Annotated in this window: 1 protein-coding gene; it reads left to right on the plus strand. The window is 75.5% G+C overall.

Annotation, left to right across the window (positions count from 1 at the left end; all coding sequences use genetic code 11):
- Positions 1 to 2,083: ATP-binding cassette domain-containing protein (locus DKL51_RS29135; RefSeq protein ID WP_124812794.1), on the plus strand; the 2,083-nt coding region annotated here is incomplete at its 5' end.
- Positions 2,084 to 2,143: the final 60 nt, after the last annotated feature.

Raw genomic sequence — 2,143 nt, forward strand, 5'->3', positions numbered from 1 at the left:
TCCGGGGACCGCCCCGGGGCGCGTCCCCGGCGCCGCCGATCCGTCCTGCGGGCGGTTCGCCGCCGACATCTGCGCCGCGTACCTGCGGATCGCCACCACCGGACGGGCCGACGCGGAGGCGGTGGCGCTGCTGCGCCGCTCCTCCCCGGCCGGCGTCCTCGACCGGATCAAGGCCCCGACCCTGCTGGTGCAGGGCGAGGCGGACAGCCTCTTCCCGCTCGCCGAGGGGGACGCCAACGCGCGCGGCATCGCGGCCGCCGGCACCCCGGTGCGGGTCGCCTGGTTCACCGGCGGACACGACGGCGGGGAGGGACCGACCTCCGACTCGGACCGGGTGAAGTTCCTGACCGCCCAGTGGCTGGACCACTACGTCAAGGGCGAGGGCGCGGCGCCGGGGGAGGGCTTCACCTTCTCCCGGATCGCCGGCTTCGACGCGCTCGACCGTGGCCTGGTCGCCACCGGCTTCCGCACCGCCGACTACCCGGGCGTCACCGGCGACGCCCGGCTGGAGCTGCCGGTCGCCGGCCCGGCCCAGCGGATCGCCAACCCGCCGAACGGCAACCCGGCGGCGATTTCCTCGGTGCCGTTCGCCGGCGCGCTCGGCTCCCTGGTCGACGGGGTGGCCGGAGACATCCCCGGGCAGCACGCCCGGTTCGAGTCGGCGCCGCTGACCGAGGCGGTCGACGTGGTCGGCGCGCCGACGTTCGCCATCCGGGCCGCGTCGCCCACCGGCGAGGCGGTGCTCTTCATCAAGCTCTACGACGTCGACCCGAACGGCGCCGCCACCCTGCCGGACGGGCTGGTCGCGCCGGTCCGGCTGACCGGCCTGCCGGAGACGCTGGACGCCGCGCAGCCGGTCACCGTCACCCTGCCGGCGATCGTCCGCCGGTTCGAGGCCGGTCACCGGCTGCGGGTGGTCGTGGCCACCTCCGACCAGGCGTACGCCACGCCGGCCCAGCCGACCGTCTACACGGTCGCTCCGGGCGGTGGCCCGGTGAGTCTGCCGACGGTCGACGGGGAGCCGATCCCGACCGCGGCGACGGTCTGGCGCTGGGTGCTGGTCGGCCTGCTGGCCGCGATCGCGGTCGGGCTCGTCGTGGTCGTCCTGGTCGCCCGCCGCCGGCAGCGCCGCCAGGGCAGCTCCATTCATCCCCGGTACGCGGGCACCCCGCTCGCCGTCCGCCAGCTCCGCAAGGAGTACGCGGACGGCTTCGTCGCCGTCTCCAACGTGGACTTCGAGGTGCACCCCGGTCAGGTGGTCGGCCTGCTCGGTCCGAACGGCGCCGGCAAGACCACCACGTTGCGGGTGCTGATGGGGCTGACCCAGCCCACGGCCGGCGAGATCTACGTCTTCGGGCACCGGCTGGTGCCCGGCTCGCCGGTGCTCTCCCGGATCGGCGCGCTGGTGGAGGGGCCCGGTTTCCTGCCGCACCTCTCCGGCCTGGACAACCTGAAGGCGTACTGGCGGGCCACCGGGCGGCCCTGGGCGGACGCGCACTTCGACGAGGCGCTGGAGATCGCCGGCTTGGGCGCGTCGGTGCACCGGCGGACGAAGAACTACAGCCACGGCATGCGGCAGCGGCTGGCGATCGCCCAGGCCATGCTGGGCCTGCCCCAGCTGCTGGTGCTCGACGAGCCGACGGACGGGCTGGACCCGCCGCAGATCGCCGAGATGCGCCGGGTGCTCCAGCGGTACGCCACCGACGGCCGGGCGGTGCTGGTCTCCAGCCACCTGCTGGCCGAGGTGGAGCAGACCTGCACGCACGCGGTGGTGGTGAACAAGGGCCGGATCGTCGCGTCCGGCCCGGTGGAGGAGATCGTCGGCGAGTCGCCGAGCGTGCTGTTCGAGGTGACCGACCCGGATGCCGCCCGGACCGTGCTCGACCGGCTGGACGGCGTCCGGGTGCTGCCCGGCGGGGACGGTGGGCTGGTGGTGGACACCAACGGCACCGCGCGCAGCGAGGTGGTGGCCGAGCTGGTGCGGGCCGGCATCGGGGTGGACCGGGTGGTGCCGCGGCGGCGCCTGGAGGACGCCTTCCTCGCCCTGGTCGGCGAGAACTCTCGGGGAAGCGGGGACCGGTGATGGGGCAGTCTGCGGTGGACGCGGGTGACGTCGGCGGCGGCCGGTCGGGCGCCGCCGACG

It is taken from the genome of Micromonospora globispora (assembly GCF_003857015.1).
Taxonomy (GTDB): Bacteria; Actinomycetota; Actinomycetes; order Mycobacteriales; family Micromonosporaceae; genus Micromonospora; species Micromonospora globispora.